The following is a 25,198-nucleotide window of genomic DNA, read 5'->3' as shown; positions in this document are numbered from 1 at the left end:
CGTGGAGGCGAAATATCCGATGAAGATCCTATTGACCGGCGGCACCGGATATATCGGCAGCCATGTCGCAGCGGCGCTGGTGGCAGCGGGGCATCAGGTCGTCTGTTTTGACAATCTGGCGAACAGCGATGCCGCGGTAATCGAGCGGATCGAGGCGATCACCGGCACGTGGATCCCGCTCGTCGTCGGTGATATTCGCGACGTCGATGCGGTGCGTCAGGCGATTACCGACCATGGCATCGACGCAGTGATTCATTTCGCCGGGTTGAAGGCGGTCGGCGAATCGGTCGCCGAGCCGATCAAATATTATGACAACAATGTCTGCGGCACGCTGTCGCTGGTGCAGGCGATGGGCGATTGCGGCGTCAAGACGCTTGTCTTTTCGTCGAGCGCGACGGTCTATGGCCAGCCGCAATATTTGCCGCTCGACGAGAATCATCCGACGTCGGCGACCAATCCCTACGGCCGCACCAAGCTGATGATCGAAGAGATGCTGGCTGACATCGCTGTCGCCGCCCCCGAATGGCGCATCGCGACGCTGCGCTATTTCAACCCGGTCGGGGCGCATGACAGCGGGCTGATCGGCGAGAATCCGAACGGCATTCCCAACAATCTGATGCCCTTTATCAGCCGCGTTGCCGCCGGGCGGCTGGACGAGCTTTCGGTATTCGGCAATGACTATGACACCCCCGACGGCACCGGGGTGCGCGACTATATTCATGTCGTCGATCTGGCCGACGGTCATATCGCCGCGCTCGATACCATCGCCAGCGCCGCACCGGCGCTGTCGACATGGAATCTCGGCACCGGCCAGGGCTATTCGGTGCTCGACATGGTCGCGGCGTTCGAGCGGGTGAATGGCGTACGCATCCCCTACCGCATCGCGCCGCGCCGCGACGGCGACGTTGCCAGCTGTTTCGCCAGCCCCGAACGCGCCGCGCGCGAGCTTGGCTGGACCGCGCAACGCGACCTCGACGCGATGTGCGCGTCGAGCTGGAGCTTTGAGCGCACGCTGGCGATGCGCAATTCGGGCTAGCCGAGCCAGCCCGCGCTCTGCCCCAGCACCCATAGCCCGATTACGAGGAACATCGCGGCCGCCACGATGCGCACTTTCGCCAGATCGACGCGCTTCAGCAGTTTGTGCCCCAGGAAGATCGCGGGCACATTGGCGATCATCATGCCCAGCGTGGTTCCCGCGGTCACCGCGATGACGTCATGATATTGCGCGCCGAGCGCAATCGTCGCGATCTGGGTCTTGTCGCCCATTTCGACGAGGAAGAAGGCCACAAGCGTCGTCAGGAACGCCCCGAAGCGCGGCTTTGGCGCTTCGTCGTCGTCGAACTTGTCGGGAATCAACGTCCATGCCGCCATGGCGATGAACGACAGGCCCACGGCATAACGAAAGATAGGGCTGTCGAGGAACGCCGCCGCCTGCGCGCCGAGCAACGCCGCGAGCGCATGGTTGGCCAGCGTCGCAACCAATATGCCAAGGATGATCGGTAGCGGGCGGTTGAACCGCGTCGCGAGCAATATCGCTAGCAATTGCGTCTTGTCGCCGATTTCGGCGAGCGCAACGACCGCGGTCGAGGTGAACAAGGCTTCCATGAACATGCTCCGGGGCCGAGCGGCTTCGCGATTCCAACGGACATCGAACCCGCCGCCCGGCCCGGACGAAGGTCGATGCCATTGGTCTCGCCCAAGCGGTGTCCCGCTTCCACCGCACCACGACCTCTCGGCCGAGTATGTTGACACGGTGGCCCGTCCGGCTGGACGGCTGGCTACTCCCCAGATGACGGGGGCGGGTTAGTCGGGTTGAGGGTTTCTGGCAAGGGTTCGGGCGACACGCGCGGAATTTTCCCGCCCGGTTCGATTTTTGGTGTCGGCGCCGAACGCGGTTCGCCCGCGGCCGCCGCCGCGGCTTCGGATTCGGATTCGGCAATGTCGGCGTCCATCGCCTTGGCGCGCGCTTCGATTTCCTCGGCCGCCTTGTCGTAGCGCGCCTCGAAATCGGGCTCGTCCTTGCACCCGGCAACCAGCAACATCAGCAGGATGGCGGCGCGGCGCATCAATAATCCTTGCGGTAGCGGATGCTGAGGTTCGACTGCCCCGAACCGCCCGCCTGGCTGAGCAGCGACAGCGCCGGGGTCAAGCTGATCTCAAGCTGGGTCGCGGTATAGCCGCGCGCGTCGGTGATGACCTCCAGATAGATGTCCTTGGTGATATATTGCCCGGCGGCGAGCGCGGTCCCGCGCCCGACCGTGTCGTCGGGACCAAGGACGCGCAGCCGGTCGATCCCGGTCGCCGATTGTAATGCGCCGAGCGGGCTCAACCCGCCGCCACCGCTGCTCAGCGTGTTGAGCGATGAGGCGAGCTGCACCGCTTGGAGCGGCGACAAGGTTGTGATCGAATCGCCGAACAGGATGCGCGACACGATCTCGTCCTGCGGCAGGCCGGGGACGCTGGAAAAGGCGATCTGCGGATTGCTGGCGCGCCCCGACACGCTGACGTTCACCGTTACGGTTTCGATCGTGTCACTGGCGAGCAGGCGAACCGCGGGGTCGAACGCGTCGCCGGTCGGGAAGGTCACTCGTCCCTCCTGCAATTCGAACGAGCGCCCCGCAAAGCCGAGCGTGCCGCGCACCAGTTCGATCTCGCCGGTGACCCGCGGTGCCTGGGTCGTCCCGCGCAGCACGATGTCGGCCTGCCATTCGGATTCGAGTCCCATCCCGGTGACGTAAACTTCGTCGGGGGCCTTCAGCGCTATATCGAGGCGAATGAGGTCAAACAGGCTGCCGCCGACCGCCGCCAGCCCGTCGCCGCCGATCCGCCGCCGACCTGCGGGCGGCTTGCGCCTTACCCCGGTGAGTACCGGCACCTGTGCTGCACCCTCGCGGATGATGCGATAGCGCGTTTCGGGCAGGCGCAGGCTGCCCGACAACAGCGCCGTCTGGCCCGCGACCTTTTCCAGCGTCAGATTGCCGGTCGCGCGCGCCGCGATATTTTCGCTGCGCGCCAGCCGCGCATTGTCGAGCGTCATCGCGATGTTCATCGGATAACCGTCGGCCTGCGCCAGGCTGATATAGCCCTTCGCTTCGACTTTGCCATCGCCCGCGGTTGCGGTGAGCTGATCGATCTCGAGCCGGTTGCCGGTGAAGCGACCGTTCACGACCATATTGGTCAGCCGCGTGCCATAGGTCTGGTTTTCATAGACCATATCCTTGCCACGCACGACGCCCGACAGGCAGGGATCGGCAACGCTACAGCTGAAATCCGCGGCAACCGCAATCGGGCCCGTCACATGCTGGTCGGCCGGGCCAAAGAAGGAATAGAGCGTGTCGGCCGGGCCGTTGTAGCGAATGCCGCCCCCCAGCGGCGCCGCGCGCAGGCGCGTGGTCCAATCGCCAGCTCCGGGACCGAGCGGGCGCAGCGACGCCTGCATCCGCCCGATCACGCTGCCGCGCTTGCGCATCACCGCGCGCGCCTCGCCGCCGTCGCTCAGCAATTTGCCGGCGAAATTGACGTCGACCGGCTGGCTAACCGACGCCGCGGTCGTGCGGGTAAAGCCGGTGATGGTCAGGCGCGCGTCGGCGCGCGGGAAGCTGTCCGAACTTGCTTGTTCGAAATCGAGACTGCCGGTGGCGCGCCCGCCGAGGCCCATGTCGGGATAAACCGCATTGAGGATCGCCATGTTGACGCGTTCCAGCCGGCTTTGGATCATGATGCCGTCACCAAAGCGCCCGGCAACGCGCGCGCTGCTGCCGCGCCCCAGATTGATCATCGTCGGCAGCAGTTCATAACCGTCAGCGCCCGGAATGATGCGCGCGGGCGAGGTGGTGCGGAAATTGATGCCCGTCGCGCGGCCCTGCACCGATGCGCGCCAGAGCGCGGGGGTCAGGTCAGCGTTGGCGGCGATGCGGAACGGGACGCCGCTGGTGCCTTCGACCAGCGCCTGCGCCTTTCCACGTCCGTCGCGGTAATCGATCTTCACCCGCCCGACGGCAATGTCATATTCGCGGATACGCGTCTCCGCGATCTGGATGTCGGCGACGACATGCGGGGTGTCGTAGAGCGTGACGTCAGCATCGACGATCGCCGACCCGACCGCCAGCTTGGCGGGTCCGGGCAGCACGACGTCATTGGCGCGGACGTTGATCGCCGCCGCCTGATATGCACCCGCAGCGCTCAACCGGACCAGCCCGCCCAGCCCCTGTCCCGCCGCCTTCAGCTGGCCGACGAACGGCCCGGCGTCGCTCCGTACCAGGCGCCCGTTGAACCCGATCCCCGCCAAATCGCCGCGCTCGACATCGATCGTCAGCGGCCCCGCCGCGGTCAGCAGCACGACGTCGGCGGCCAGCGGCCCATAGTCGGTGTCGCCGGTTGCCGCGAGGCGATAACCATTCGGCGCGCCGTTGATCCGGGCGACCAGATTGGCGAGCCCGATGCCGAACCCGGGGCGTTCGGCGGTCACCACCGCGCGCGGATCGCTGATCGTGCCCGCCAGCTGGACGCCGAGCGGACCATAGTCCGCCGAATTGGCGCGCGCGGTCAGCCGTACCTGCCCGTTCGGCGCATAACTCCCCTGCCCGCTGACGACCCGCAGCAAAGGTGAGGTCATGCGCAGGTTGGCGAAACGAACGATGCCGTCGGTGCCATAACGCACATTGCTGGTCGCCACCGCGTTGCCGCCGAGCAGATCGCGCACGCCCGAATTGAACAATTGCGTCGAGCGCGCGCGAACGCGGCCGGCGATCGCAAAGCCGCCATTGGGCGCGGTTTCCAGATCGGCATCGGTATCGATGTCGAAAATGCCGACGCTTTCGATGCGATAATCGTTGATCCGCCCGTCGATCGCCCCGGTGTAAAAACCGCGGTGCAAATCGGCAATGACGATCGCCTTGGCGTCGATACGCGGCGAACGAAGGCGCAGATTGTCGCTGAGGATGCGGCCGTTGCTGTACGCCAGATCGCCGTCGAGGCGAACCGAAACCAAAGTGCCGCCCGCGACCGTGTCGAGCCCGCGAATGCGCGCAGCACGGCCCGCGACGGGAATGAAAATCTGGTCGGCATCGACCCGCGCCTTGCCCGCCAGGTTCAGCGTTTCGACGACGATGTCGTTGACCGCCAGCGACGCCGCATTCGCCTGATATTCCACCGTGGGCAAGGCGAACGCGCCATCGAGCCGCGCGGTCGCACGCACCCCACTGGCGCGCACCGATGGCGCGATCGCACTCGGGCGGAGCAGCACGAACGCCAATTGCAGCGCCTCATAACGGCTGGTGCCCAGATCGACCCCGCCGCTCACGCCGAGGCGGAAGGCGTCGGACGACAGGCGGCCATCCAGATCGGCTTTCCGCGCATCAAGCCGCGCGGTGAGATCGACGGCGGTTTGCGGGCCCAACAGTGCGGCGGTCGGCCCGGTAAACAAGCGCGCCGGCTGAGCCACGCCCTTGACCGCAAACATACCGTCGCGCGCCGACAGCGCCAGCCGCGCCAGCGGGCCGGTGCCCAGGTTGGCGACCAGATTGCCATTCCACGCCTTCCAGTCGCCGCGCCCGGTCAGCTTGGCGGTCAGCGGTTCCTTGAACCCGCCCATCGCCGCCAGCACCCCACCCTGCGGCGCCGTGACGTCGAGCGTCATCGCCAGCCGGTTCGCTTCGGGAACGGCGTCGAGCAACAACGCCACCGCGTCGCCTCCTGCTTCGGCGCCGATCGTCTCGGCGTTCGCCGTCACCTGGGCGCGGCGGTCGGCGATCGCGACCTCGCCCGCCAGCCGCGCCTCCTGCCGCTGCCCGGCGACCGCGGGTTCAAAGATCAAGCGATCAACGCGCAGCGCGCCGACGTCGATGTCGAGATCGGGGAGCAGCGGCTCGCCGGTGTCAGGCACAACCTTGAACGCGGGCAGTTTGCGCATCGTCATCGTCGCGGCGGTCGCCGAGCGGACGTCGACATGGTTCGCAAAATAGCGGATCGGTCGCCAATCGACCCGAACCTCGGGCGATTCCAAAAAAACGCCTTTCGGATCGGACAGCGTGAAATTCCGGATGACCATCTGGCCATAGAGCGACCCGTCGAGCCGACCGATGCCGATCTTCATGCCGTTTTCGAATTCATATTTCTCGATCTGGGTGACGACGAAACGCCGCCCGGCATCGCTGTTAAGCCCGACCAGGAACAGCGCGAACAGCAGGATCAATCCCAGCAGCGACAAGCCGATCCAGCGCAGGACCGTCATCGGCCAGTTGCGCGGCTTTGCGCTCATCGCGGCATCTGCCGCCACCGGCGCGTCGGCGGCCATCAGAAGGCCTGTCCGATCGATACATAGACGCTGACCAGCGCCTCGCCCGGCTTGCGGCCGATCGGGGTAGCGACGTCGAGCCGCATCGGGCCGAAATTGGTGTAATAGCGCGCGCCGACCCCGGCCCCGAAACGCAAGTCGGAAAATGTCGGCGCCGATCCGCGATAGACCTGCCCCGCATCAACAAAGCCGACGACGCCGAAATTGCCGAACCGATACCGCGCCTCGACCGCCGCCTCGTTGACGCTACGACCGCCGATCGGGTCGTTGTTTGGATCCTTTGGCCCCAGCTCCTGATAGCCAAAACCGCGCACCGAACCGCCGCCGCCGGCATAGAAGCGCCGCGACGGCGCCAGCCGTTCGCGCGCTGCGCCCAGGATCGATCCAAAACGGATACGGCCTGCCAGGACGATGCTGTCGGTCACCGGATAATAGCCGCTGATGTCGACCCGCGTGCGTGCATAGGGCGAGAAGCGCCCGGCAAGCGATCCTTCGGGCTGGATCAGCGACGTGATGCGGAACCCCTTGGTCGGATCGAGCAGGCTGTCGGTACGGTCCATGCCGACCTGGCCGGTCAGCCCGAAAATCGTGTAGAAATCGCGCTCACGCGCACCCCGCGTGAAGTTGTAATCGTCTTCGCTCGTCGCGATCAATTCGGCGCCATAGGCATAGGTGAACTTCTTTTGCCAGATCGGTGTCGAATCGTAGCTGACGCGCGCTGCGATGCGGCCGGTGATCGCTTCGAACGCGTTATAATCGCTGCGCGTCGCCTCGGCGACCAGTTCAAAGGTGCGGTCGCGGCGCCCGGCGTTCGAGCGGCGCAGCGTTGCGCCAATGCCTTGCTCCTGCGTCCCCAGCACCCCGCGAAAGATCAAAGCGCCTTCGGGCGGCAACAGGTTGCGGTGCGTCCAGCTGCCTTCGAGCCGGATACCTTCGCCAGTGCCATAGCCCGCGCTGGCGGCCAGGGTGCGCGGCGGGCCCGCTTGCTGGGTCACCAGCATCGTCACATATTCGGTGTCCTCGCCGGCGCTCTCTCCGGTCGGCTGCGGCTCTGCGGCGACGGTCGAAAACAGCCCGGTCGCGACAAGTGCCTGACGGAGATCGTCGACCTTGCGGCTGTCGTAAAGCTCGCCGCGCTTGAACCGCGCCAGCACCGCGACATGCTCGGCATCGAACGCCAGGTCGCCAGTCGTTTCGATCCCGCCGAACCGCGATCTTTTACCGATGTCGACGGGCAGCGTGTAAACCCCGTCGCCGGTCGCTCCGTCGAGCAGGATGTCGCGCTGCCCGACCTCGGCAAAGGGATAGCCCTCCTCTGGCAATTTCAGCGCGATCGCGGCTTCGGCGCCCTGGATGCGCTGCGCGACGATCGGTTCGCCGATGCTGAGCGGGAAATTGTCGGCAATCAGCGTCGGGGGCACCGTCGGCCCCGCGTTGATGATGATGTCGGCAAGCGTGTAACGCTGGCCGGGCTTCACATCGATGACCGCCGTGATCGGGCGGCGCTGTCGCGGTTGCCCCTCCTGGGCTTCCTCGCGCTCGCCGCGATCGATGCGCGTGTCGACCACCGCATCATAATAGCCTTCGGAAGCCAGAATCCGCTGCATCAATTCGCCGTCGGCAGTCAGGCGCGCGCGCACCATCGCCGCATTGTCGGCCTTGCCATCGCCATCGTACAGCGCCGACAGGTCGCCAAACAGGTCAGCCAGATCGACGTCGGTGCTGTCATCGGCCGGGGCCAGCCCGTTGACCTGCACCGCATAGGTCACGCTGACATTCTCGCGATCGGCCTCAGCTTCGGCGAATTCGACCGGTTCGACGTCAAAACTATCCAGCGGCGGCAGCGGCGCGGCTAGTTCGCTGTCGGTGATCGGCGCGTCGCCGATGGCTTCGACCAGATCGCCGTCGGCCAGCGCCGGGACCGGCACCCCGTCCAACGTCGGCGCTTGCGCCTCGGCAGTGCTGTCGCCCGCCTTCGTCGCTTCGGCGGCCTGCCGCTTCTCGAAATCAGCAATCGACTCCAGCGGCCGGTCGAGTTCGGGATCATCCTCCGCGGGGATCGCCGGAATCGCTTTTTCAAACTCCTCGTCGCCGATAATCGGCGCAACTTCGGGCAGTGACGCATCGGGCGGCGGCGCGGACGGCGCCGCAATCGGCGTTTGATCCGCTGCTGCGACCGTCGGCACCACCTGCGGCGGGTCGACCTGCTGCGCGGCCGCATTGCTCGCCCAGCCGAGCGCGCATACCGAAACCGAAACAATCCATGACGGCCGCCTCCGCGGCGACCGCATCAGGTGATAATCACGGGAAGTTTCAGGGTTTTGCATCTATCAGCCGTCGATACGGCATCTCTGACTGCCGCGCGGCGGCGGCGCAACCCGTTTCTATGCGGTCAAAGCCCCGATTCAGGCTCGTTTCGTCGCATATTCCGCCCCGGGGCCACGCGGCAGCACGCGATCGACGCATCGGCGGGTTCGGCGGTTGCGCGTCAGGAATCGCCGCCAAACAGATCGCGGCTGTACACCTTGTCGGCCACATCGGCCAATTCATCAGCGACCCGGTTCGCGATAATCACATCGGCCTCGGCCTTGAACGCCGCAAGATCGCGCACAATCCGCGAATTGAACAGCCGCTCCTCGGCGATCAGCGGTTCATAGACGATGACCTCGATCCCCTTCGCCTTGATCCGTTTCATCACGCCCAAAATGCTGCTGGCACGAAAATTGTCCGATCCCGACTTCATCGCCAGGCGGTGGATGCCGACGACCCGCGGACGGCGGCGGATCACTTCGAAGGCGACAAAATCCTTGCGTGTCGTGTTCGACGACACGATCGCCTGGATCAGATTCTGCGGCACCTCGCGGTAATTCGCCAGCATCTGCTTGGTGTCCTTGGGCAGGCAATAGCCGCCGTAACCGAAGGACGGGTTGTTGTAGAAGCTGCCAATCCGCGGGTCGAGACAGACGCCTTCGATGATCTGGCGCGAATCGGCATCGTGCATTGCGGCATAGGTGTCGAGTTCGTTGAAAAAGGCGACGCGCATCGCAAGATAGGTGTTGGCGAACAGCTTGATCGCCTCGGCCTCGGTGTTGCCCGTCTGCAAAACCGTCGTTTCGGGCTTCAGCGACGCGCCGAGCAACAGCTGCGCGAATTCGGCGGCGCGCGGGTGGGTGTTGCCGACGATGATCCGCGACGGATGCAGATTGTCGAACAGCGCGCGTCCCTCGCGCAGAAATTCGGGCGAAAAGACGATCGCATCGCTGCGATGCTCGGCGCGCATCCGTTCGGTGAAACCCACCGGGACGGTCGATTTGACGACGATCACCGCGCCCGGCGCCATCGTCAGCGCGTCCGCGATCACCGATTCGACCGACCCCGTGTTGAAATAGTTGCTGTCGGGATCGTAATCGGTTGGCGTCGCGACGATCACGAAATCGGCGCCGTCGTATGCCATCTGCTTGTCGGTGGTGGCGGTCAGGTCGAGCCTGTGGTTCGCCAGATAATCCTCGATCTCTGGATCGGCGATCGGCGACTGCTTCGCGTTGATCTGGTCGACCTTGCGGCTGTCGATGTCGAGCGCGACGACGTGGTTATGCTGTGCGAGCAGCACGGCGTTCGAAACCCCGACATATCCTGTGCCGACAACGGTGATTTTGATCGGAGTGTTCGGCACTGTCGCTGCTTCCCTGTGGTGGTGTGCCGGTCCCTAACAGGCGTGGCGGGATCGCTCAACCCGCGCGGCGGCAACCCCTGCGGCGCGCGCTCAGGTGCCGCAAAAGGTGGTGTAAGGCCCGGCATCGGCCGGCGCGGGCTGAGCATAGTCCTGCCATGCGGGACGAAGCACGTAGGGGTTCTGGACAACCTCCAGCAGCGCCGTCCAGGGCGCTAAATCGCCCGCCTCCGCCGCCTCCAGCGCCGCTTCGACCTGATGATTACGCGGAATATAGAGCGGGTTGACCGCGTCCATCGCATCGGCCCGTTCGAGCGGCGCGATCGCCTCGCGCTCAAGCTGCGCCCACCAATCGGCGATCCACGGCGCCATTGCCTCGGCGTCGGGGAGCAGCGCCTGCAACATCGCGCCATCGCCGCGGAGCAATTGCGCCAGTGCACGAAAAAAAGAGGTAAAATCGACCCCGTGCTGCTCCAGCTCGCCGAATAGCGCATCGATCAGCCGCCCGTCGGCCTCGTCGGCCTGGCCCAGCCCCAATTTCGCGCGCATCCGGTGGTGCCAGATGTCCCGAAAACGGTCGGGGATGGCATCGACGATCGCCTTCGCCCGGTCGACGTCGGCGGGATCAACCGCGTGGATCGCGGGCAGCAACGCCTCGGCAAAGCGCGCCATGTTCCAGTGCATGATCTGCGGCTGGCGGCCATAGGCATAGCGGCCGTTCGCGTCGATCGAACTGAACACCGTATTCACCGCAAAGCGGTCCATGAAGGCGCAGGGGCCGTAATCGAGCGTCTCGCCGCTGACCGCGACATTGTCGGTGTTCATGACACCATGGATGAACCCGATGCCGAGCCAATGGCCGACAAGCTCGCATTGCAACCCGACCACGCGGTCGAGCAACGCAAGGTGCGGATTGGTCGCCTCGACCAGCTCGGGAAAATGGCGGTGGATCGTATAATCGGACAGCTGCGTGACATGCTCGACGCCGAAATGCGCGGCAAAGAATTGAAAGGTGCCAACGCGAATATGACTGCTCGCAACCCGCGTCAGCACCGCGCCCGGGTGCGCCTGCTCGCGCTGCACAAGGTCGCCGGTCGCTACCGCGGCGAGGGACCGCGTCGTCGGCACGCCCATGGCGGCCATCGCCTCCGATACCAGATATTCGCGCAGCACTGGGCCGATGGCGGCCTTGCCATCGCCGTTACGCGAAAAGGCGGTAGGGCCCGACCCTTTGAGCTGAATGTCGAACCGCGCGCCATCCGGCGCGATGACCTCACCGAGGAGAAGAGCGCGACCGTCGCCGAGTTGCGAGGAAAAATGGCCAAACTGATGCCCGGCGTAGGCGAAGGCCAGCGGGTTGGCGCCTTGGGGCAGTTCCATACCCGAGAAGACACGCACGAGCTGGGCGTCCTTCGCCCTTCCGACCGCCAGTCCCAAGCGCTCGGCCAGCGCCTGATTAAACGCGAGTAGCGCCGGGACCGAAGGCCTTGCTGCCTCGGCGGGCGCATAAAAGCCCTCCATTGCGGCGTGGAAGCCGTTGTCGAACGCAAAATCCATCACGCCTATGTCGAGCGTCGATGCGATCAATGCAAGCGTGCTCAACCATAAAAATCTTGTCTTCCGCGACATAGACCACGAGCAAATGATCCGTGGCCGACGCCAAGGCCGAGCGCAAACCGGCCGCTCAGTTCCTTCGGCGCGACCACCCGCCGCCGATGGCAGCGTATATTTCACAGAGCGCCGAATGGGCACCCTATTGCAGATCCCCATCGGCGGCGGCGCTCACCACTCTGAGTGCCAGTTTGGCGGGACGGACCCCGGCGCGGCCCGCAATCGTCCGGCGGGTCGTGCTCTGGTCAATCGGCTCGGCGACGGGCGATGTGGGCGCTGCCGCCATCTCCGCGGCCCAGAAGCAGTTCCGAATCTCGCCGACGAGTACCGGGAGGGCGGCGGGCCACCGCCTTGCCCGCTTGCGGCCCGGCGGCGGAATTCGATCTGGCGCCGAGTTTATGAGACCTAGGCCGATATTGACGCGATAGCGCGCGATCCGAACGATGCGCGATTGATGTCGATCACGGCCTGCGCCCCCCAGCTAAGCCGTGCCGCGGCGCCGGTAGGTCCAGTCGACAAGAGGGCTGTTCGGCTGAAATTCCGGAACGATCCGGCGCAGAAGATCACGGGCAGTTTCCGCGTTGCCCTGCTCGACGGCTTTGGTCATTTCGACAAGGTGCGCCGACAGTTCTTGCCAAGACAGGCAGGCCTCGCGGGCGCGGAAGATTCGTGGATGCTCGGAGGGCTCGGGATTTTCCTCGATCAACAACTCTTCATAGAGCTTTTCACCCGGTCGAAGCCCTGTTACCCGAATCTCGATCTCACCGTCCGGACTATCGGCGTCGCGAACCTTCAGCCCTGACAGTTCGATAATATTGCGCGCAAGGTCGTAGATTCTGACGGGTTCTCCCATGTCGAGCAGGAAAACATCACCGCCGCGCGCCATAGCACCGGCCTGCAGCACCAGTTGCGCGGCTTCCGAAACCGTCATGAAATAGCGCGTAATCTCCTTGTGCGTAATCGTCACCGGGCCACCCTTCGCGATCTGTTCGCGAAACAACGGGATTACCGAACCGCTCGATCCAAGGACGTTACCAAACCGCACCATCGAAAAAGTAGTCCGAGTAGCAGCCGGATGAAGCGTCTCGTTCGTCTCCTCTTGGAGCGCTTGCAGGACGAGTTCGGCAAAACGCTTTGTCGCGCCCATGATGTTGGTAGGGCGGACAGCCTTGTCGGAGCTGATCAGAACAAAACTCTCGACGCCGTGCCTTTGCGCCAGGCGAGCAACGGTAAGCGTTCCCATTACATTATTCCGCACCCCTTCGACCGCATTTTGCTCGACGAGAGGAACGTGCTTGTACGCCGCTGCATGGATGACCGTGGATGGGCCCCAGGCTAAGAAAATCGACTCCATTCGCTGTTCATCGCAAACCGAAGCAAGCAGCGCCACCGGAGCCGGGAGCGCCGCGTCAGCATCAGCGGCTATACGCAGCAGTTCGGCGTGAATTGAATAGAGATTGAACTCGGCATGATCGACCAGCACCAGCATCGCGGGGTTGTTGCGCATAATCTGACGGCAAAGTTCGCTGCCGATCGATCCCCCGGCACCGGTGACCATTACTATCTTGCCCTCAATGTTCCGACGAAGCAGCGCCTCGTCCGGGGGTACGGGCATCCGTGAAAGCAGGTCTTCTATCTCTGGTTCGCGCAGATCCGATACCGAAACAGTCCCGCGCGCAAGCTCTAGGACACTTGGTAATGTGCGGACATGTACTTTTAGGTTTTGCAGTTCGTGGATAATCGCCGTGCGCCGTGCGCGCGATGCGGACGGGATCGCTAAAAGGATGTCGGAAATCTGCCGTCGCTCGATCTCTGCGGGCAGATCGGCGGGAGACAGAATGGGCAGCCCGCGTAGCACCACACCCCATAAACTTGGATCATCATCGACGAATGCTATTTGCCGCATTTCGCTCGACGAGGCGATCGCCGCCGAAAGTTCGCGGCCCGATTGACCGGCCCCATATACCAGCACGCGAGGGAGCCCGCCTTTGCGCCAAAGATCGGTGTAGTCCGACTGAAATACGAGCTGAGCGGCGATCCGCGAGGACGCAATCGCCATGAACAGGACGATCGGCTGGATCAAGCCCAAGGTACGCGGGACGCTTTCCACTCCGATAAACGTGTAGATGATAGCAAAAGGAACTGTGTAGAGCATCATAGCTCGCGCGATCTGTACAAAGGCCGCCTGCCCCCCATAGCGGAAGATGGCGCGGTAGAGACCCGAGACAATGAAGATCGGCAACGCGATCATGATTGAGGTGATGACCGCTTGGATCGGCCAGTTCCCCGCGGCCGGCCATTCTCCGACACGCAGATACATTGCGATCCAGACACTGGCTACGCACAGCAAAGCGTCAACCGAAAGCGCGAATCCGCGCTTGAACCAGCGCGGCCAGCGCAGAACGGAATTGACGATGGATGCCGGAATCATTCTATTTGCCCGTTGAACAAGGGAGACTGTGCTGCGCTGCTGCACCCCGCGAAATCATGGTCAGTGTCGAGCCGCGTCGCCGCGCCCGCCGCCGAAAAGCGTCTGGACGAGAAGCGACAGGTCACCGAAACCCCGATTCCGCTCGAAATATTCGGCTTCGACCTCGGCAAGCCGCGCAGGCTCGGACATATCGACGCCGGCCAGCTGTGCCGGGCCGGTAATACCGGGACGAAGCACGAAAAGGCCGCGGCGGTCGCGTTCGCCGACCAATATTTCCTGCGACGGAAGGCAAGGTCGTGGCCCGATGAGGCCCATGTCCCCGACGACCACGTTCCAAAGTTGCGGCAGCTCGTCGAGCTTGAGCTTGCGCAGCACTGCACCCAAACGCGTGATGCTTGCGGGTCCAACCTCGTGCGATGCGGCATGAACTGTTCCCTGCCGCATCGTGCGAAGCTTGAGCATCCGGAACGTCCGCCTGTTCCGACCGACGCGCTCCTGAATGAACAGTGGTGATCCGGACGATTCAAGGCGAATCGCTATTAAGAGCAGCGTGCAAATAGGCAGCGCGACCAGCAGGGCGGGCACCGAAACAGCAAGGTCGATCGGTCGTTGAAACGAAACGGGGCGAATAGCCATGCCCGGCTGTTAGTGTGAAGCGTCGGCCAGCACAAGCAATTGCAAACTTGTCAAAGCAAACCGTTTGCGCCAACGGCAAGCCTGCATGGATGATGACAATCAGCGAAATCCATTGATCATCGTGGGCGGGCGCAGTCGTTCGGGCCGCGCCGTTCGCACGCGCCTTGCCGACTGGCCAATGCTCGGCATTGTGCGGGAAGCGGCCAACCCCGGCGAATGCTCGATCGCCGACTACGCCGAGCCGCCGACCGACCTCGACCTTCGCGGCGCCAGGATCATAATCTGCGCCGGCGCCGTCAACGGGACGCACGACGAATTGTGGCACGCGAATGTCGACGTCCCGAAAGCATGGGCTCGGCGAGGCATTGAAGGCGGGGCCCGTCACCTTATTCAGATTTCCAGCTTTTCGATCTTCGGGAGAGCCGAGGCGATCGGCACAGACACTCCACCGGCCCCTGTGTCGCACTATGGCGAATCGAAGCTCGGTGCCGAGTTCGCCTTGACGGAATTGGCGCGAGAGGGCTTGCCTATAACGATGTTGCGAGTGCCCATTCTCGTCGGGAGCGGTAGCGACAAGCTCGCAAAATTTGTTCACGCTGCACGCCGGACCGGCTTGGTGTTGTCAGCGCCTTGGCCCACCCCGCGATCAATGCTGCCCTATGATGGGCTCGCATGTGCCGTCGAAGCAATTCTTCAACGTCCGGCGCCACGGGATTCGCAGATTTTGTTCGCCGCAGATCCCGAACCTTTTACCGCACGCATGATGAAAGAGACCGCCAAAGAATACGGCCGGACGCTTCGTACGATGCACGTACCCGCCTATTTTCTGAAGATGATAGAGAAAACCGCGCCAGGCCTTCACGCCAGCCTGTTCCGGCCTAACCTTCTCGATCCAGATGATAATATGCTCGCCGACGGCGAGGGCTTCGTAAGATTGCGTACCACGCTCCGAGCAATGTTGCGCGATTGATCGCTTAATAAAATCGGATCGGCGGCGGCGGTTGCCTCACCTTCCGCCTTTGGCTAGGGCCACGGTCCACTATTCAGATGGGGATTTTTCCGAATGAAGGGCATCATTCTTGCGGGGGGCAGCGGCACACGCCTCTATCCCGCAACGCTGGCTTTGTCCAAGCAACTCATGCCGGTGTACGACAAGCCCATGATCTATTACCCGCTGTCGGTCCTGATGCTCGCCGGCATTCGAGACATATTGATCATTTCGACGCCGCGTGATCTTCCCCTCTTCCAAGCGCTACTGGGCGATGGCAGCGATTTCGGGATTTCGTTGAGCTATGCCGAACAGCCGCAGCCCAATGGCTTGGCTGAAGCTTTTCTGATCGGCGCCGATTTTGTCAACGGCGGCCCAAGCGCGCTGATCCTGGGCGACAATATCTATCACGGCGACAAAATGGGCGAAAAGTGCCGCGATGCCGCGTCGGCGGCGTCGGCTGACGGCGCGACGGTCTTTGCCTATCATGTGGACGATCCGGAGCGTTATGGCGTCGTCGAATTCGATTCGAAAACCGGACGAGCCGTGAGCGTCGAAGAAAAGCCGGTCCAACCCAAATCAAACTGGGCGATCACCGGCCTGTATTTTTATGATCAGGACGTCGTCGAAATCGCTCGTTCGATCCGCCCCTCGGCCCGCGGCGAACTGGAGATCACCGACGTCAACCGTCGATATATGGAAACGGGGAAGCTCGCGGTATCCCGGCTTGGGCGCGGCTATGCCTGGCTTGACACCGGTACGCACGACAGCTTGCACGAAGCCGCATCCTTTGTCCGTACAATCGAGCACCGCACAGGCGTAAAGATCGCGTGCCTCGAAGAAATCGCGCTGGAGCAGGGCTGGACTGACGCCGAAGCCGTAATCGCGCGCGCAGCGGCCATGGGCAAAACGGGCTACGCCGACTATCTGCGCCGCTGCGCCCAGGGTCACGGCTAACGTCCATGTCAATCCAATTGACCCGGCACGCAATCCCGGAAATCCTGGAACTAACGCCGCCGCGCTTTGGCGACCACCGTGGCTTCTTTTCTGAAACATACAAACGCGATGCTTTTCATGCTTTGGGTATTCACAACGACTGGGTACAGGACAACCAGTCATTCTCAGCCGAAGTCGGCACAATACGCGGCTTGCATTTTCAGGTTCCACCCACGCCGCAGGCAAAGTTGGTTCGGGCACTACGCGGCGCGATTTTCGATGTGGCGGTCGACCTCCGTCGCGGCTCAGCCTCTTACGGCAGATGGGTTGGCGTTGTACTGTCGGCCGAAAAATGGAACCAGTTGCTGGTCCCAGCCGGATTTGCCCACGGGTTCATGACACTGCAACCCGACACCGAAGTCCTTTACAAAGTGGATGCCCCCTGGTCGCGCGATGACGAGAGGGCGATCCGCTGGGACGACCCCATGATCGGCATAGCATGGCCCGATGTCGGTCAATCGCCGACGCTGTCCGACAAGGACCGCATCGCGATGACGTTGGAAGAATTCGCCTCGCCTTTTAACGCAGGAGAATAGGAATGCGCTCTGTCTTGATCACGGGCGGTGCCGGTTTCATCGGCTCGGCCGTGGCACGCCGCTTGGTCGGAAAGGGCTATCGCGTCGTCAACGTCGACAAGCTCACCTATGCCGGCAATCTCGCATCGCTGCGCGACGTCGAGGACCGCGAGAATTATCGCTTCGTACAGGCGGACATTGCCGATCAAGGACGCATCCGTGCGTTGCTGGAAGAAGAGGCGATCGACGGCGTGATGCACCTCGCTGCCGAAAGCCATGTCGACCGTTCGATCGACGGCCCTGCCGCGTTTGTCGAAACAAATGTCGTCGGCACGGTGGCGCTGCTCTCGGCCACGCTGGACTATTGGCGGTCGCTCGGCGGCGAACGGAGGGAAGCCTTTCGCTTCCATCATGTCTCGACCGACGAAGTGTTCGGCGACCTCCCATTAGATTCAGGAATTTTCGTCGAGGACACGCCCTACGCACCCTCATCGCCCTATTCCGCCTCAAAGGCTGCCTCGGACCATTTCGTCCGTGCCTGGCATCACACCTACGGCCTGCCCGTCGTGCTTTCCAACTGCTCGAACAATTATGGCCCCTACCATTTTCCCGAAAAGCTGATCCCCCTCGTCACGCTCAATGCGTTGGAAGGAAAGGAGCTACCGGTTTACGGCAAGGGAGAAAATGTTCGCGACTGGCTGCTCGTCGACGATCATGCGGCCGCGTTGGAACTCGTGCTTACTCGCGGCGCCATTGGCGAGAGCTACAATGTTGGCGGGAGCCAGGAACGAACCAATCTGGTGGTGGTGGAAACGATCTGCGACATATTGGACGAACGTCGACCACTTGCATCCGGGCGGGGTCGTCGCGAGTTGATCCGTTTTGTCACCGACCGGCCTGGTCATGACCGTCGCTACGCCATCGATTCGAGCAAGATCGCACGCGAACTCGGCTGGAGGCACAGCGTGACGTTTGAAGAAGGGCTCGCGAAAACGATCGACTGGTATCTCGACAACCGCTGGTGGTGGGGCCCCATTCGCGACGGCAGTTATGCCGGCGAGCGGCTGGGCGCAGGCGCCTGACGATGCGGATATTGGTTACGGGGCGTCAGGGACAGGTTGCGCGAGCCATCGCCGCGTCTAGCCTCGCGGCGCACGAGCTGGTTTTTGCAAGCCGCCCCGAGTTCGATCTTGAGTCACCGGAATTGATCGAATCATTTGTTTCCAGGGTGCGCCCCGACCTGGTCATCAGTGCGGCGGCCTATACGTCCGTGGATCTGGCCGAGGACGACGCCGAACGCGCGGATAGGGTCAATGCCGAAGCACCGGCAATATTGGCGCACGCGGCTAGCGCCGCCGGGGCGCCCGTCATTCATTTGTCGACTGACTATGTCTTTGACGGAAGTGGCAGCCACCCCTGGCGCGAGGACAGCCCTATCGCGCCGCTGAGTATTTACGGCCGCACCAAAGCTCGCGGCGAGGAAGCCATTCGGGTCGAAGCACCGAAAACCCACGCGATCGTCCGAACCGCATGGGTGTATAGCCCGTGGGGAAGCAATTTTGTCCGCACCATGCTGCGGCTCGCGGAGAGTGGCCACCAGACCATCCGCGTCGTTGCCGACCAGAACGGAAATCCGACCAGCGCCCACTGCATTGCACAAGGGCTGGATGCCATTGTCCGCCATTGGCAAGTTGAAGGGCCGGAGAAGTCCTCGGGTACCTATCATCTTGCCGGCAAGGGCGATGCGAGTTGGGCCGACTTCGCAACCGCAATATTCGCCGCAAGCGCCTCGGCGGGAGGCCCATCGGCTGCGGTAGAACCCATTCCCGGCAGCGCCTATCCCACCAAGGCTGCGCGTCCGGCCAATTCCCGGCTCGATTGCACCAAATTCCAGGCAACCTTCGGCTTTGAAACTGCGCCATGGCGCCAAGCATTACAAAAGGTTGTCAGCGAATTGCGCAGTATATCAGGTCAGATGCCAGCTTCAGCGTAGAGCCCAATCTCAGCCGGCCTGTCTGCTTGACAGCCAGCCTATCTCTTTCTAGCTGCGCGGCCTATCGAGGGTGCCGCAAGAACCGCAATCCGGGAGTTAATTTTGTTTCGCGATAAGTTCGCTCTTTTCAAGCTCTCAAGGGACTATTGGATTCTCACGGCATTTCTTGCTCTGCTTGGATTGACCGCCGGCAGCGGTCGTGACGACATCCAATCGCTGATGATCATCCGTCCGATGGCGGTCCTGCTGTGCTGTTACGGCCTATGGGGACTGACGCGCGCAAAATGGGCAGAGCACCGCGCAAGCCTGATAGGGCTGGGTGCGATCGTTGTGCTGGTGCTCGCTTACCTGATCCCGCTTCCGCCTTCGCTCTGGCAGCTCTCGCCGGGGCACAAGCTGATTGCGGACATCGATCAAGCCGTTGGTTTTGGCGACATTTGGCGCTCTTACAGCATCGCTCCAAGCCGGACAATAAACGCGCTGTTCGCGCTCGCGATACCGGCCGCCGTTCTGTTGCTGATGATCCGGATCGACCGCGAGGAACGCTGGCTCCTACTGCTTCCGTTGATCTGGCTCGGAGTTGCGTCGGTAGCGCTGGCGCTACTCCAGGCAGCCGCTCCGTCTGCTAAAGCGTTATGGTTTTACCGCCTCACAAATGAGGCCATCCCGGTGGGTCTGTTTGCGAATCGCAATCATGCCGCGATATTTCACGCCAGCCTTCTGCCGATGCTCGCCGTGCTGGTGCAGATGCCAACCCGCAGCGAGATATGGGCCCGAACTCGCGTGGGCGTCGTCGTGATGATCGGCCTGGCCGCGCTCGCAGCCGTTTTTGCGAGCGCATCGCGGGCAGGCTTGGTTTGCGCCATTCTGGCGGTTGTCAGCCTCCCCCTGCTGTTGCGTGACATGCCTGTTACGACGCGCAATCGGAAAACCAAGGCGGAACCACAGCGATTTGCAAAATTCCTTAATCTTCGCAGTCGCTGGACTGTAGTTGGCACATCCCTGCTGCTGGCACTGACGATGGGCGCGCTAATTTTCAGCGGCGATACCCCGGGCGGTGCGGGCCAGCGCCTGACTGAAAAGAACGAAAGCGAACTGCGGTGGGGCATGTGGCAGCGCTCTCTAGACGTCGCAAAAGAATATGCGCCTTTTGGGTCCGGTCCTGGCACCTTCGTCGAGGCCTACAAGATAGGCGAGCCAATCGATACGTTGGGGCCCAACTATATCAATCATGCGCACAATGATTTGATCGAGACCGCCTTAACGACCGGTGTCGGCGGCCTTCTGTTCCTGGCGATCGCGCTACTCGTGATGACCCGTAGCGGATGGCGGGTTTGGAAGCAGCAAACCTCGCGCGCGACCTGGAAGCAAAATCAGGCGCGCATGGCCTGGATCATACTGGTTATATTTGGTCTGGCCAGCGCGGTCGATTATCCACTGCGCGTCCCATCGCTACTCGCCGTAGCCGTCGTTATGGCCTATTGGGCCAACACCCGACCCAACAAAAACCCTGCGCGCTGAAGCGTTTTCATCAGCCCGAAACCGCTCAATGAGCGCTGGCAATGACAACCATTATCCGTTAGCGAACGCCGTCCTCTGAGGAATATGATCATGCCCCTGCGAATTCTCGCAATTATTACACTGACGTTGCTTGGAGCCTGCAGTACTGGCCCGAAGCTGGGGGCACCCGGTTCAGCGGTTCAGGTCACGGACTACCAGCTGCTGCCTGCGCCCAATGCAACGGATATGGTGCGCCCGCAAAGCACTTACCTGGTTGGCCCGTTCGACAAGCTTTCCGTCAAGGTATATCCCGGCGACGAACTCAGTCGCGACGAAGCACAGGTCGATGGCGAGGGCAGGCTGTCGTTTCCGCTTGCTGGCGTGATCGACGTCGGCGGCAAGTCTCCGCGCGAGATTGAGGATCTGATCGCTGAACGGCTGCGTGGTAGATACATTCGCGATCCGCAGGTCACCGTCAACCTCAAGGAAACCCGTACCCAAGTCGTAACAATCGACGGCGAGGTGCAGCAACCAGGCCCCTACCCCGTCATGGGCGACATGTCCTTGATGCGCACGGTAGCGGCCGCAAAAGGCCTGACTGAGGACGCGAAACTCGAGGACGTGGTCATATTCCGCACGGTGAATGGCCAGAAGCTGGCAGCGCTGTACAATTTGCGCGCAATCCGCCGCGGCGTCGTCGCAGATCCGCAGATTTATGCCAATGATGTCGTTGTCGTCGGCGAATCTCGTGCCCGTCAGCTGTTCGAGCAGCTACTGGGGGTTGCCTCGACGATCAGCTATCCGCTGATCGCTATCGTGCAGAATTGAAGTCGTTTCAGCCGCAGTTCGGCCAGATCCAGGTAAAGTCCAGCCAATGTCAAAACCCCTTTTTTCGCCCAGCATTACGAGCATGAGTTCTTCGGCGAACCGAAGCGAAACACAATCGAGCGCGCCAGATCCGAGCGCTCCGCCCCTGATGCTGCAATATTGGCAGATCGCGCTGCGTTGGAAATTCGTCATCATCGGCATTCTGGCGTTCGCACTCGCGGCCGGCATTTTGGCGACATTTCTGGCGACGCCGCAATTTACTGCGCGAACCCAGATCGAAATCACCCGCGACCAGAAGAATCCGACCAATGTCGAAGGTATTGAATCTGCGCAAAGCTCACAAGAGCCGGAATTTTACCAGACCCAATATGAACTGCTTGAATCGCGTTCCCTTGCCGAACGCGTAGCGCGCCAGTTGAACTTGGGGAACAGCGCCGAATTCTATGCGGCGCATTCGATGGAATTCGCTCCTGGAAATGCCGATGCGGCCGCGCGTGTTCGCAGTGCAGCGGGGATATTGCTGGCCAATGTAGAAATTGCGCCGCTGACGAAATCGCGTCTCGTGGACGTTTACTACACGAGCGCCTCGCCCGCACTGTCGGCTAAAATTGCCAATGCCTGGACCGAAAATTTCGTGCAGGCCAGCATGGACCGGCGTTTCGCGGCCACACAGGACGCGCGCGCCTTCTTGGAAACGCGCCTGCGCGAATATGCGCAAAAACTGGAGGATGCGGAACGGCGTGCGGCAGCGTTCGCTGTTGAGCGGGGCATTGTGGTCATTTCTTCGACCCCTGAAGCCAATGGCCGCCCCGGCGCCCAAAAGACGCTCGTCTCGGGCGAACTCGAAGAGATGAGCAATGAGTTGGTGAAAGCGACGGCGGCACGCGTGGCAGCGCAAGCGGCCATCACGCGCGCAACCAGCGCCGCGTCGGTACAGAATCCGACCGTCGCAGCTTTGCGCCAGGAGCGCGCCAGGGCGATGGCGGAACAGTCGCAAATCCTGGCTCAGTTTGGACCCGAATATCCGCAAGCGCAGGCCACGAAGCAGCGCCTTGCCGCGATCGACGCGTCGATTGGCGCCGAAGAGCAGCGCATTACGCGATCGGTTCGCAACACCTATGAAGAGGCACTGCGACGTGAAAATGCGCTGCGGTCGAACGTCAACGAATTGAAGAGCCAAGTCCAAGGCGAAAACCGCGACGCTATCCAGCTCAACATATATCGCCGCGACGCCGACGCAACGCGCCAGCTTTATGACAGCCTGTTGCAACGCACCAAAGAGATGAGCGTAGCTAGCGTCGCTGCCAACAACATCGCCGTGGTTGACCGCGCCGAGGTGCCGGTTAGTCCGACCTCGCCAAGCCTGGTGACGAACGTGATGATCGCATTGTTGCTTGGTCTCGGCCTTGCTTTGATCGTCGTCATAGGCCTTGAGCAAATCGACGAAGGATTACGCGAACCGAACGATGTTCGCCGGCTGCTGGAACTGCCGCTGCTCGGTGCAGTACTCGACCAGGGTGATAGCGAGCCGCTGGAGCTGTTGGCTGATCCCAAATCGAATATATCCGAAGCCTATCTCAGCGTTAGGACGAACCTGGCCTTCTCGACCGACCACGGGGTTCCCAAGAGCTTGGTCGTTACGAGCACTTCGCCGGGAGAGGGCAAGAGTACATCGTCCTTCTCGCTCGCCCTCGTCCTGGCGCGGACCGGAAAGCGCACGTTGCTCATCGACGCCGATATGCGTTCGCCGTCGGTTCATGGCTTTGCCGGCATCGAAAACGGCGCTGGCCTGAGCAACCTCCTTAGCGGTGAAGACGATTGGCAGCATATGGTCAGGAAATCGACCATGGTCGAGCGTCTCGAATTCCTGCCGGCAGGCCGAACTCCGCCCAGCGCTGCCGAGCTGCTAAGTTCAGACCGGATGAAGACCCTCGTCCAAGAATTGAACCGACACTACGATCATATCGTCATCGACGCGCCGCCTCTGCTGGGCCTTGCCGACGTTCCCCTGCTGACGCGAGCGGTTGAAGGCTGTATTTTCACCGTCGCGTCGGGCCAAGTGCCTGTTCGAGGTCTGCGCACGTCGCTCGGCCGTCTCCAACAGGCGCACGCGCGTATCTTTGGGGTCATTCTCACCAAATTGTCGACGCGCAACTCGCTGTCCGGCTACGGCTACGGCTACGGCTATGGCTATGGTGCAGAGACAGAAACGCCCGCAAAAGCATAAGGGGCCAAAGCGGTGCCACGTCTGTTGATCACGACCATATCGATCCTGGCGGCGTTCAGCCTGGCCGTCATGAGCATGGTGCCTGCCGCAGGCAATGCGTTGCGCAATCGTGCACCCGTTGCCGCTGCATCGTTGCCTGGCGAAACTCGGGCCGACGTTGAAATAATGAATGCGCTGTTGCTCGCCGGAAAAAAGGTGCCCGCCGCGCAGGCGCGCGCAACGGCCAAGGCTGCATTAAAGGACGACCCGCTGAACAGTTCGGCTTTGCGCCTGCTGATGTCTGGAACCGAAGGGGCAAAACTATCGCCCGCAAAGCTTCGGCTTGCAAACCTTGCAGGGCGTGTCAGCCGCCGCGATGGCGTGATCCGCTTGCTCCTGTTCGAACAAGCCGCACGGACCAACCAGCCCACCGCGGCGCTGGACAATATCGACGCCATCTTGCGCGTGACGCCAGAAAGTCAGGCCAAGATGTTCCCGGTACTGAAAGCTTTGTTGGCGGATGCGGATTTCAGAAAGCATCTAAGTCCATATTTGGTCAAGCGTTCACTCTGGTCGCTCGAGTTTGTGCTATTTGCAGCGAATGACGAAATAGTCGTTGATCAAGTAGCCGATGTTGTGGTTCGCGCGGGCAAGGGAATGGCGCCATCGGATATTGCGCTAGTTGCGCCGCCGCTGATTACGCGAGCAATGGAAGCGCGCCAGTTCTCCCATGTCCCTGCCCTGCTATCCTTCCTAACAAAGGACGCCGACGCGGTCATGAACGGCGAACGATGGACGAACACCAGCGTCGACAGCAAATATGGTCTCGCAGCTTGGCAAACGGCAAGTAATGCAACGACTTCGGTCAGTTTTGTAGGTGATGGCGACGGGGACAGTCGCAAGCTTTCGCTCTACGCTGCCTCCGGTGCAGCAGGCTCCGTCGCAAGCAAATATCTTTTTCTAAAACCGGGCCCCTATCAGCTACGTCACGAGCTTGAGCTCAGCGATGGCGACCGCAAGGATCAAGCTTTGCAATGGCGCTTGGCCTGCCTGGCGGGGACCGAAGATCGCACGGTTTGGACGAGCGCAAACCTGTTAGCATCGGGTCCACGCGAACTGAAATTCGGATTTGAGGTGCCACCCGGATGCTCGTCACAGCGCCTTGAGCTGAGCGTTGCGGTCGATTTCCAAGCAACCGTGTTGGAAGCGACACTCGACAATTTCCGCCTAACTCGCATGTTGCCGAAATAGCTTCCCACGCCTTGTAGACGTCAGGCAGTACACGCACGGGCAAGATACTAGCGATGACAATTCCGCCCGGTCTTCGAAGCCAAAATCAAGGAAACGCTGCCGCCTTGTGGCGCAGAGCATATTTGTGCCACTGTCTAGGTGCCGCTTTTTCCATAAAATACGAGGCGAAGTAGCTGATTCTTCCTCCTCCTTACCGCAGCCAAGTCGGTTTGCGGTGTACAAGGAGGCGATTTTTCCTAACAGGCTGTAAAATGACGACGATCTTATGCTTTTCCAGA

Annotated in this window: 18 protein-coding genes and 1 riboswitch; of the genes, 10 read left to right on the top strand and 8 right to left on the bottom strand. The window is 62.1% G+C overall.

Translation table 11 applies throughout. The features are described from left to right. Positions 1-19 precede the first annotated feature (19 nt). Positions 20-1,036, top strand: coding sequence for a UDP-glucose 4-epimerase GalE (galE, locus tag ACTIFP_RS05235; protein WP_439567656.1), 1,017 nt, complete (start codon positions 20-22; stop codon positions 1,034-1,036). On the opposite strand, the gene ACTIFP_RS05230 is transcribed toward galE, so the two are convergent. The 8 genes from ACTIFP_RS05230 to ACTIFP_RS05195 all read right to left on the bottom strand — a co-directional run bounded on the left by ACTIFP_RS05230 (position 1,033) and on the right by ACTIFP_RS05195 (position 14,643). Beyond that, the gene (locus ACTIFP_RS05230; RefSeq protein WP_439567655.1) at positions 1,033-1,605 is read right to left on the bottom strand and encodes a TMEM165/GDT1 family protein; all 573 of its coding nucleotides are present in this window, start codon (positions 1,603-1,605) and stop codon (positions 1,033-1,035) included. The two genes, galE and ACTIFP_RS05230, sit on opposite strands and share 4 nt — an antisense overlap. Positions 1,606-1,622: 17 nt before the next feature. Next, positions 1,623-1,800, bottom strand: a riboswitch (yybP-ykoY riboswitch). Next, positions 1,779-2,066, bottom strand: coding sequence for a hypothetical protein (locus ACTIFP_RS05225; protein ID WP_439567654.1), 288 nt, complete (start codon positions 2,064-2,066; stop codon positions 1,779-1,781). It overlaps the preceding riboswitch by 22 nt. Continuing rightward, positions 2,066-6,295, bottom strand: coding sequence for a translocation/assembly module TamB domain-containing protein (locus ACTIFP_RS05220; protein WP_439567653.1), 4,230 nt, complete (start codon positions 6,293-6,295; stop codon positions 2,066-2,068). The genes ACTIFP_RS05225 and ACTIFP_RS05220 overlap by 1 nt, the downstream gene beginning before the upstream one ends. After that, entirely contained in the window at positions 6,295-8,586 is a 2,292-nt protein-coding gene (locus ACTIFP_RS05215; protein ID WP_439567652.1) for an autotransporter assembly complex protein TamA, read from the bottom strand. The genes ACTIFP_RS05220 and ACTIFP_RS05215 overlap by 1 nt, the downstream gene beginning before the upstream one ends. Before the next feature lie 197 nt (positions 8,587-8,783). Next, positions 8,784-9,953 carry a nucleotide sugar dehydrogenase gene (locus ACTIFP_RS05210; RefSeq protein ID WP_439567809.1) on the bottom strand — a complete coding sequence of 390 codons (1,170 nt, stop codon included), beginning with the start codon at positions 9,951-9,953 and terminating at the stop codon, positions 8,784-8,786. A 105-nt stretch (positions 9,954-10,058) separates the two neighbouring features. Further along, on the bottom strand, positions 10,059-11,522 hold the full coding sequence (locus tag ACTIFP_RS05205) for a protein adenylyltransferase SelO (protein ID WP_439567651.1): 1,464 nt from the start codon (positions 11,520-11,522) through the stop codon (positions 10,059-10,061). Between the two features lie 535 nt (positions 11,523-12,057). Further along, entirely contained in the window at positions 12,058-14,007 is a 1,950-nt protein-coding gene (locus ACTIFP_RS05200; protein ID WP_439567650.1) for a polysaccharide biosynthesis protein, read from the bottom strand. Positions 14,008-14,067: 60 nt separating this feature from the next. Further along, on the bottom strand, positions 14,068-14,643 hold the full coding sequence (locus tag ACTIFP_RS05195; RefSeq protein ID WP_439567649.1) for a sugar transferase: 576 nt from the start codon (positions 14,641-14,643) through the stop codon (positions 14,068-14,070). A gap of 85 nt (positions 14,644-14,728) precedes the next feature. Between ACTIFP_RS05195 and ACTIFP_RS05190 the strand changes: the two genes are divergently transcribed. The 9 genes from ACTIFP_RS05190 to ACTIFP_RS05150 all read left to right on the top strand — a co-directional run bounded on the left by ACTIFP_RS05190 (position 14,729) and on the right by ACTIFP_RS05150 (position 24,920). Then, positions 14,729-15,613 carry an NAD-dependent epimerase/dehydratase family protein gene (locus ACTIFP_RS05190; protein ID WP_439567648.1) on the top strand — a complete coding sequence of 295 codons (885 nt, stop codon included), beginning with the start codon at positions 14,729-14,731 and terminating at the stop codon, positions 15,611-15,613. Between the two features lie 93 nt (positions 15,614-15,706). Then, complete coding sequence (rfbA, locus tag ACTIFP_RS05185; protein WP_439567647.1) at positions 15,707-16,588, top strand: glucose-1-phosphate thymidylyltransferase RfbA; 882 nt, start codon at positions 15,707-15,709, stop codon at positions 16,586-16,588. 5 nt (positions 16,589-16,593) lie between these two features. Continuing rightward, positions 16,594-17,163, top strand: coding sequence for a dTDP-4-dehydrorhamnose 3,5-epimerase (gene rfbC, locus ACTIFP_RS05180; protein ID WP_439567646.1), 570 nt, complete (start codon positions 16,594-16,596; stop codon positions 17,161-17,163). Positions 17,164-17,165: 2 nt separating this feature from the next. Then, complete coding sequence (gene rfbB, locus ACTIFP_RS05175) at positions 17,166-18,224, top strand: dTDP-glucose 4,6-dehydratase (RefSeq protein ID WP_439567645.1); 1,059 nt, start codon at positions 17,166-17,168, stop codon at positions 18,222-18,224. Between the two features lie 2 nt (positions 18,225-18,226). Beyond that, a complete protein-coding gene (rfbD, locus tag ACTIFP_RS05170; protein ID WP_439567644.1) occupies positions 18,227-19,135 on the top strand; it encodes a dTDP-4-dehydrorhamnose reductase in 909 nt (302 codons plus the stop codon). Positions 19,136-19,237: 102 nt separating this feature from the next. Then, positions 19,238-20,656 (top strand): O-antigen ligase family protein, encoded by a 1,419-nt coding sequence (locus ACTIFP_RS05165; RefSeq protein WP_439567643.1) that lies wholly within the window; start codon positions 19,238-19,240, stop codon positions 20,654-20,656. 90 nt (positions 20,657-20,746) lie between these two features. Further along, positions 20,747-21,463 carry a polysaccharide biosynthesis/export family protein gene (locus ACTIFP_RS05160; RefSeq protein WP_439567642.1) on the top strand — a complete coding sequence of 239 codons (717 nt, stop codon included), beginning with the start codon at positions 20,747-20,749 and terminating at the stop codon, positions 21,461-21,463. 82 nt (positions 21,464-21,545) lie between these two features. Next, complete coding sequence (locus ACTIFP_RS05155; protein WP_439567641.1) at positions 21,546-23,690, top strand: GumC family protein; 2,145 nt, start codon at positions 21,546-21,548, stop codon at positions 23,688-23,690. A gap of 12 nt (positions 23,691-23,702) precedes the next feature. Next, positions 23,703-24,920 (top strand): hypothetical protein, encoded by a 1,218-nt coding sequence (locus ACTIFP_RS05150; RefSeq protein WP_439567640.1) that lies wholly within the window; start codon positions 23,703-23,705, stop codon positions 24,918-24,920. Positions 24,921-25,198: the final 278 nt, after the last annotated feature.

It is taken from the genome of Sphingopyxis sp., from assembly GCF_051861155.1.
Lineage (GTDB): Bacteria > Pseudomonadota > Alphaproteobacteria > Sphingomonadales > Sphingomonadaceae > Sphingopyxis.
Note: the sequence above shows the minus strand (reverse complement) of the source record. Positions and strands in the feature narration are given on the sequence as shown.

What these genes read in the sequence shown, in the direction of transcription:
- ACTIFP_RS05205 (WP_439567651.1), bottom strand. Translation starts at nt 11,522, where the DNA reads ATGGATTTTGCGTTCGACAACGGCTTCCACGCCGCAATGGAGGGCTTT.
- ACTIFP_RS05195 (WP_439567649.1), bottom strand. Translation starts at nt 14,643, where the DNA reads ATGGCTATTCGCCCCGTTTCGTTTCAACGACCGATCGACCTTGCTGTT.
- rfbB (WP_439567645.1), top strand. Translation starts at nt 17,166, where the DNA reads ATGCGCTCTGTCTTGATCACGGGCGGTGCCGGTTTCATCGGCTCGGCC.
- ACTIFP_RS05155 (WP_439567641.1), top strand. Translation starts at nt 21,546, where the DNA reads ATGAGTTCTTCGGCGAACCGAAGCGAAACACAATCGAGCGCGCCAGAT.
- rfbD (WP_439567644.1), top strand. Translation starts at nt 18,227, where the DNA reads ATGCGGATATTGGTTACGGGGCGTCAGGGACAGGTTGCGCGAGCCATC.
- rfbC (WP_439567646.1), top strand. Translation starts at nt 16,594, where the DNA reads ATGTCAATCCAATTGACCCGGCACGCAATCCCGGAAATCCTGGAACTA.
- ACTIFP_RS05230 (WP_439567655.1), bottom strand. Translation starts at nt 1,605, where the DNA reads ATGGAAGCCTTGTTCACCTCGACCGCGGTCGTTGCGCTCGCCGAAATC.
- rfbA (WP_439567647.1), top strand. Translation starts at nt 15,707, where the DNA reads ATGAAGGGCATCATTCTTGCGGGGGGCAGCGGCACACGCCTCTATCCC.
- ACTIFP_RS05160 (WP_439567642.1), top strand. Translation starts at nt 20,747, where the DNA reads ATGCCCCTGCGAATTCTCGCAATTATTACACTGACGTTGCTTGGAGCC.
- ACTIFP_RS05200 (WP_439567650.1), bottom strand. Translation starts at nt 14,007, where the DNA reads ATGATTCCGGCATCCATCGTCAATTCCGTTCTGCGCTGGCCGCGCTGG.
- galE (WP_439567656.1), top strand. Translation starts at nt 20, where the DNA reads ATGAAGATCCTATTGACCGGCGGCACCGGATATATCGGCAGCCATGTC.
- ACTIFP_RS05190 (WP_439567648.1), top strand. Translation starts at nt 14,729, where the DNA reads ATGGATGATGACAATCAGCGAAATCCATTGATCATCGTGGGCGGGCGC.
- ACTIFP_RS05225 (WP_439567654.1), bottom strand. Translation starts at nt 2,066, where the DNA reads ATGCGCCGCGCCGCCATCCTGCTGATGTTGCTGGTTGCCGGGTGCAAG.
- ACTIFP_RS05215 (WP_439567652.1), bottom strand. Translation starts at nt 8,586, where the DNA reads ATGCGGTCGCCGCGGAGGCGGCCGTCATGGATTGTTTCGGTTTCGGTA.
- ACTIFP_RS05220 (WP_439567653.1), bottom strand. Translation starts at nt 6,295, where the DNA reads ATGGCCGCCGACGCGCCGGTGGCGGCAGATGCCGCGATGAGCGCAAAG.